This window comes from Hymenobacter sp. AT01-02 (assembly GCF_000961955.2).
Classification (GTDB): Bacteria; Bacteroidota; Bacteroidia; order Cytophagales; family Hymenobacteraceae; genus Hymenobacter; species Hymenobacter mucosus.
The window spans coordinates 1-5,115 of record NZ_JZIR02000203.1 but is presented as its reverse complement, the minus strand read 5'-3'; the positions used below and the strand labels follow the sequence as shown (position 1 = coordinate 5,115).

The 5,115-nt window shown below is 56.4% G+C and carries 6 protein-coding genes and 1 pseudogene; 5 read left to right on the top strand and 2 right to left on the bottom strand.

Features of this window, described 5'->3' with window-relative positions; translation table 11 throughout:
* Positions 1 to 26: 26 nt before the first annotated feature.
* On the top strand, positions 27 to 176 hold the full coding sequence (locus VI25_RS23760; RefSeq protein WP_236705213.1) for an ATP-binding protein: 150 nt from the start codon (positions 27 to 29) through the stop codon (positions 174 to 176).
* 33 nt (positions 177 to 209) lie between these two features.
* Positions 210 to 887 carry a response regulator transcription factor gene (locus VI25_RS22380; RefSeq protein ID WP_055562930.1) on the top strand — a complete coding sequence of 226 codons (678 nt, stop codon included), beginning with the start codon at positions 210 to 212 and terminating at the stop codon, positions 885 to 887.
* 275 nt (positions 888 to 1,162) lie between these two features.
* On the opposite strand, the gene VI25_RS22375 is transcribed toward VI25_RS22380, so the two are convergent.
* Both VI25_RS22375 and VI25_RS22370 read right to left on the bottom strand, forming a co-directional pair.
* Positions 1,163 to 1,669, bottom strand: a complete 507-nt coding sequence (locus VI25_RS22375; protein ID WP_316934403.1) for an SDR family NAD(P)-dependent oxidoreductase — start codon at positions 1,667 to 1,669, stop codon at positions 1,163 to 1,165.
* Positions 1,670 to 1,857: 188 nt separating this feature from the next.
* Positions 1,858 to 2,676 (bottom strand): helix-turn-helix domain-containing protein, encoded by an 819-nt coding sequence (locus VI25_RS22370; protein ID WP_055562929.1) that lies wholly within the window; start codon positions 2,674 to 2,676, stop codon positions 1,858 to 1,860.
* A 319-nt stretch (positions 2,677 to 2,995) separates the two neighbouring features.
* Between VI25_RS22370 and VI25_RS22365 the strand changes: the two genes are divergently transcribed.
* The 3 genes and pseudogenes from VI25_RS22365 to VI25_RS28735 form a co-directional block, all read left to right on the top strand.
* On the top strand, positions 2,996 to 3,466 hold the full coding sequence (locus tag VI25_RS22365; RefSeq protein WP_045690447.1) for a DUF1348 family protein: 471 nt from the start codon (positions 2,996 to 2,998) through the stop codon (positions 3,464 to 3,466).
* 174 nt (positions 3,467 to 3,640) lie between these two features.
* Positions 3,641 to 4,591 carry a GH39 family glycosyl hydrolase gene (locus VI25_RS28740; protein ID WP_055562928.1) on the top strand — a complete coding sequence of 317 codons (951 nt, stop codon included), beginning with the start codon at positions 3,641 to 3,643 and terminating at the stop codon, positions 4,589 to 4,591.
* A pseudogene (locus tag VI25_RS28735) lies at positions 4,530 to 5,115 on the top strand (beta-xylosidase); the annotation flags it as partial. The gene VI25_RS28740 and the pseudogene VI25_RS28735, both read left to right, overlap by 62 nt.

The window sequence follows — 5,115 nt, the reverse complement described above, 5'->3', positions numbered from 1 at the left end:
ATTTGATCAGTTTTTTTCGGGTGCCAATGGGTAATCAGCATCCAATTAAGGGGTTCGGGCTGGGTTTGTACTACGTTCGCCAAGTGGTAGCCAGTCACGGCGGCCGCATCCGCCTACGCAGCGAAGTAGGGCGGGGCAGCGAGTTTAGCATCTGGCTCCCCGCAGAACCAAGCTAGGGTAGTCCCCCCACCAAAGTTATCACGTCAAACATGCCGACAATCTTACTAGTAGAAGATGAGCTTTCGCTTGCCCGCATCGTGCAGGACAGCCTCGAAACCCGGGGCTTTACGGTCCATCACGCGCCCGATGGGCAGCAGGGCTGGCAGCTGTTTCAACTCGGGCGGCCCGATTTGGTAGTGACGGATGTGATGATGCCGGTGCGTGACGGGTTTGAGCTAGCTCGCCAGATTCGAGGCGTGACAACTACGGTACCTATTCTATTTCTTACGGCCCGTTCACAGGCCGCCGACGCGGTGCAAGGATTTGAACTGGGCGGTAATGACTACGTGCGTAAGCCGTTCAGCCTCGATGAACTGGTAGCCCGCATTCAAGCGCTTTTGGGCCGGGCATCAACTGCGGCTCAAACCCCGACGGGGCCGCTGACCATTGGGCGCTACCGCTTTGACTACCCGGAGCAGCGCTTGCAATTGGCCGACGGCAGCCAGCGCCCTGTTGCTCTTACCCACCGGGAAGCAGAATTGCTCAAGCGCCTATTCGACCATCGGACCCAGGTGCTCACGCGCACTATAGTGCTGCGTGAACTATGGGGCGACGACAGTTTTTTCAATGGCCGCAGTCTTGACGTATTCATTACCCGCCTGCGCCGCTACCTCCGCCACGACCCTAGCGTGCGGATACTCAACGTGCGCGGTGTAGGTATAAACTAATAGCGTAAGCTCCTACCGGTAAGGGCTTACCTAGCTCCTAGAATAGGCTTACCACGGGCACGTGGCGGGGGCCGGAAAATATTCTTCACTAAAATACTTGCCGGTAGGCCCGTGCGGGCCAAGGAGCGCATACTTTACAAGGCGTTGTCCAGCCTCCTCAACCGTGCTGGTGCCTTGATGGTCCGTGAAGTCCGTTTTGGTATATCCTGAGCATACTGCATCGACTTTGAAGGGTGTGTCACGCAACTCGTGAGCTAAGTGGAGGGTGTACATATTCAGGCTGTTTTCGACGACTGATACACCGAAAGCCAAATTAGACTGGGATTAGCGAGGTCGGCGTATAGCGCGAGCGAGGCCATGGCGCTGCTCACGTTGACAATGCGCGGCTGCGGCGACTGGCGGAGCAGATCGATAAATGCCTGCGTAACTCCGGCTACACCAAACAGGTTGGTTTCGAACACCGACCGGAATTGCTCCAGGGTAGCACTTAGGGCCGATTGGGTCAGACCACCGGAAATACCGGCGTTGTTAATGAGCACATCCAGGACGAGCGTTTTGGCGCCAATGGTGGCCCGAGCCGCTCGAATAGAATCGGGGTTGGTGACGTCTAACTGAACGGCTTCAAGGGTTGTGAGCCCCGCGGCGTTTAGTTGTTTAACAGCAGCCTCGCCACTTTCTAGGGAGCGGCTACCGAGGTACACAAAGTAGCCGTGCTGGGCGAGTTGTTTGGCGACTTCCAGGCCAATGCCCTTATTTGCGCCTGTGACCAATGCTGATTTCATGGGGTGAACTAGTGACATTACGTACGTAATAATCCGGCGGAACCATTTCAGCCGGACACTTAACAAAGGGCATAGCCTGGCCTTTAAGGCACTTAGTGATGCCAGAGCACGTACTTACAACCGAGTAAGAGAAGCCCAGAACGCTAGCTGGGCATTAGCCACGCACAGACTCAGCCAGCGGCCGGCCGCTAGTCAGCCGTGTGCTCAGCCAGGGCCGTTGGGGGGTAGCCGAACTGCTTTTTAAACGCATAGGAAAAGTGCGCCAGATTCTCAAAGCCTACCTCCAAGTACAACTCCACTGGCTTCCTCTTTTTCTCCGCCAACTGGTAGTGAGCTAGTGCCAACCGTTTCTGCGTGAGCCAACGCTGAGGGCTTAGCTGAAACGCTTTTTTGAAGTCTCGTTTGAAGGTAGTCAGGCTGCGGCCGGTTAGGTAGCTAAACTTGGCCAAAGAGATGTTGAACATGTAGTTAGCTTCCATGAACTCGACCAAGTTGGTTTTGCCAGGCTCAGTGAAGTCGGCCAGCACCGCGTCGCATTGCGGGTTGAGGCTGCGCAAGATCTCCATCACCTCCGCTACCTTCACCTGCAAGAGCTTTTCTGGTAAGCGGTATTCCAGCTCCAAGTAGGGCAGCAGCGAAGCAAAAAGGCTCTGTAGCAACGAGCTTTTGGGGAAAAGCAGCAACCCAGATGAAGCTGGCGGCGCTGGCGCTGGAGTATTCGCCGCATAATAAGCTCGCACGAGGGCCGTAGGCAGCTTCAGCACCACGGCTTGGTAAGCAACGCCGTCTTTAGGATACTTCAGCAGAGTTGCGGGCTGCTTGCGGGGTAGCAGCACTGTGGTGCCCGCCTCGCAGTAGCGTGTGCGGTCAGCCTGTACCACTTTCAGCTCACCCGCCAGTACGCTGACGAGAACGTTCTCCTCAAACATTGTTTCCCCTCCGTAACGCCGGTCGCCGTTGCAGACGAGTACCATCTCCGCATGGGGATTTGTTTGCTTAACGGGCATGGGGAAGGGGCGAGGGTTGTTAGGATGTTTGCTTAAACAAAAGTAGTTCACCCCAAACCGAGGCACTTTGTTTAAAAGGCCGAATTTGCTTTGTTCAATGGCTCACCTAAACCGCCTGCCACTACGCCAAGCACACGCTGGCCCTCATCCGATTTTCCCTACCCAAACCTGCTTCATTGCAGCTACGCAGCAATAGGTTTATGCTGTAGTCTGGGCTTTGCATGTTTTTAAGGAGGAGGCTGATCAGAGTTTGGAATGGCAGGTCAGTTTTTTTGTGTAACTCCCGTTCCTTTCCCGCCTTTTACCTCCGTTGCTTTCCATGTCCGACGTCCGTCCGCCCTTACCTCCTTATACTATAGAAACTGCCCGCCAAAAAGCTCGCCTAGCCGAGGACGCGTGGAATTCCCATATGCCCGAACGAGTTGCCCTGGCGTACACCCCCGACAGCTCCTGGCGCAATCGTAGTGAGTTCTTGGTGGGCCGGGCGGCCATTGTGGCATTCCTCACGCGTAAATGGGAGCAGGAGCACGAGTACCGTCTCATCAAGGAGGTCTGGGGCGTGCACGAAAACCGGATTGCAGTGCGCTTTCAGTATGAGTATCACGACGCGCAAGGGCAATGGTTTCGTGCGTACGGCAATGAGCAGTGGGAATTTGATGACCAGGGCTTGATGCGCCGCCGTGAGGCCAGCATCAATGATGTGGCTATTCTCGAAGCAGCGCGTAAGTTTCACTGGCCGCTAGGGCCGCGGCCCGTTGATCATCCCGGACTGACGGAACTAGGGCTGTAAGGAACGTGCCTACCGTTATTCCCTCTTTCTGAACAGGATGATTTTGTGGCATGTGCTACGTATCACGCCTAGAAAGCTGGTTTCCGCCTCGTTTCATTCCGCAGATGGATAGGCCTGTAATCAGTCTTCCTACTCTCACCCCTCGTCCCTTTTCTACTGCTTTTCACTTACCCCATGCGTATTCTTCCTTTACTAGGCTTGCTGTGCGTGTTGGGTCTACCCGCTGCCAGTCAAGCTCAACGGCCAGCCTCAGCACCCACCTCCACAGAGCCGGTAACTTTAGCCGTGGACCTCGCCCAACCCATCGGGCCCATGCCGCCAGTGTGGGCTTATTTCGGGTACGACGAGCCGAATTACTCATACATGCCCGATGGGCAAAAGCTGCTTACTGAGCTTGCTGCCCTTAGCCCTACGCCCGTGTACGTACGGGTGCACAACCTGCTGACTACGGGCAACGGGGAGGCGGCCCTAAAGTGGGGGTCTACCAATGCCTATTCTGAAGATGCCCAGGGCCGCCCGCTATACGACTGGAAAATCGTGGACCGCATCTTTGATGCGTTCGTCAGTCGTGGTATGAAGCCCATTGCCCAGCTAGGCTTCATGCCTGAGGCCCTCTCTACCCGTCCCGTACCCTACCGCCATTACTGGAAGCCAGGCGACCCCTACGAGTCTATTTACACCGGATGGGCCTATCCGCCCAAAGATTACCAAAAATGGGGCGAGTTGGTGTACCAATGGGTGCGACACTGCGTGGCCCGTTATGGTGAGGCTGAAGTAAAAACCTGGCGTTGGGAGCTTTGGAACGAACCAAACATTGGCTACTGGAAAGGCACCCCGCAGGAATACAATCAACTCTACGACTATACCGAGGCAGCCGTGCACCGCGCCCTGCCGGCGGCACTGCTGGGCGGCCCCGAAACGACGGGTCCGGGCTGGAACAAGGCTGCCGACTATCTGCGCGGTTTCCTACAGCACTGTGTTACTGGTGACGAACTACGTGACCGGCAAGACGGGTACTCGCCTCGATTTTATTTCCTTCCATGCCAAAGGTGGCCCCAAGCTCGTGGATGGCCATGTGCGCATGAATATGGGTACGCAGTTTGGCGACCTGGAAGAAGGCTTTAAGATTGTAGCTTCCTTTCCCACGTTGCGCCACCTACCCGTCATCATCGGCGAAAACGACCCCGAGGGCTGTGCTGCCTGCGGCGTGCAAACAAATCCCGAAAACGACTACCGCAACGGTACCATGTACTCAAGCTACACGGCCGCGGCCTACGCCCGCCTTTACGAGCTAGCCGCGCAGCACCACATCAACCTTGAGGGGGCCGTGAGTTGGTCGTTTGAGTTTGAAAACCAGCCTTGGTTTGCAGGCTTCCGCGACTTAGCTACTCATGGCGTAGACAAGCCCGTACTCAACGTATTTCGGATGCTAGGCCGAATGCGCGGCCCCCGCGTAGCCGTACGTAATGCCGCGCCCCTTACCATTGCCGACATCCGAGCGCAAGCTCAGAGCCAACGGGCCGACATTAGCGCCTTAGCCTCGGCCGACGCCCACTCGGCTAGCATCCTGGTCTGGAACTACCACAACGACAACCTGCCCGCCCCGGCCGCCGAGGTGGCCCTGACTCTGCACGGCCTACCTGCCAATG

Bases quoted from the DNA above. Each gene is read 5' to 3' on its own strand.
- VI25_RS22370 (WP_055562929.1), bottom strand. From the start codon at position 2,676: ATGCCCGTTAAGCAAACAAATCCCCATGCGGAGATGGTACTCGTCTGC.
- VI25_RS28740 (WP_055562928.1), top strand. From the start codon at position 3,641: ATGCGTATTCTTCCTTTACTAGGCTTGCTGTGCGTGTTGGGTCTACCC.
- VI25_RS22380 (WP_055562930.1), top strand. From the start codon at position 210: ATGCCGACAATCTTACTAGTAGAAGATGAGCTTTCGCTTGCCCGCATC.
- VI25_RS22375 (WP_316934403.1), bottom strand. From the start codon at position 1,669: ATGAAATCAGCATTGGTCACAGGCGCAAATAAGGGCATTGGCCTGGAA.
- VI25_RS23760 (WP_236705213.1), top strand. From the start codon at position 27: ATGGGTAATCAGCATCCAATTAAGGGGTTCGGGCTGGGTTTGTACTAC.
- VI25_RS22365 (WP_045690447.1), top strand. From the start codon at position 2,996: ATGTCCGACGTCCGTCCGCCCTTACCTCCTTATACTATAGAAACTGCC.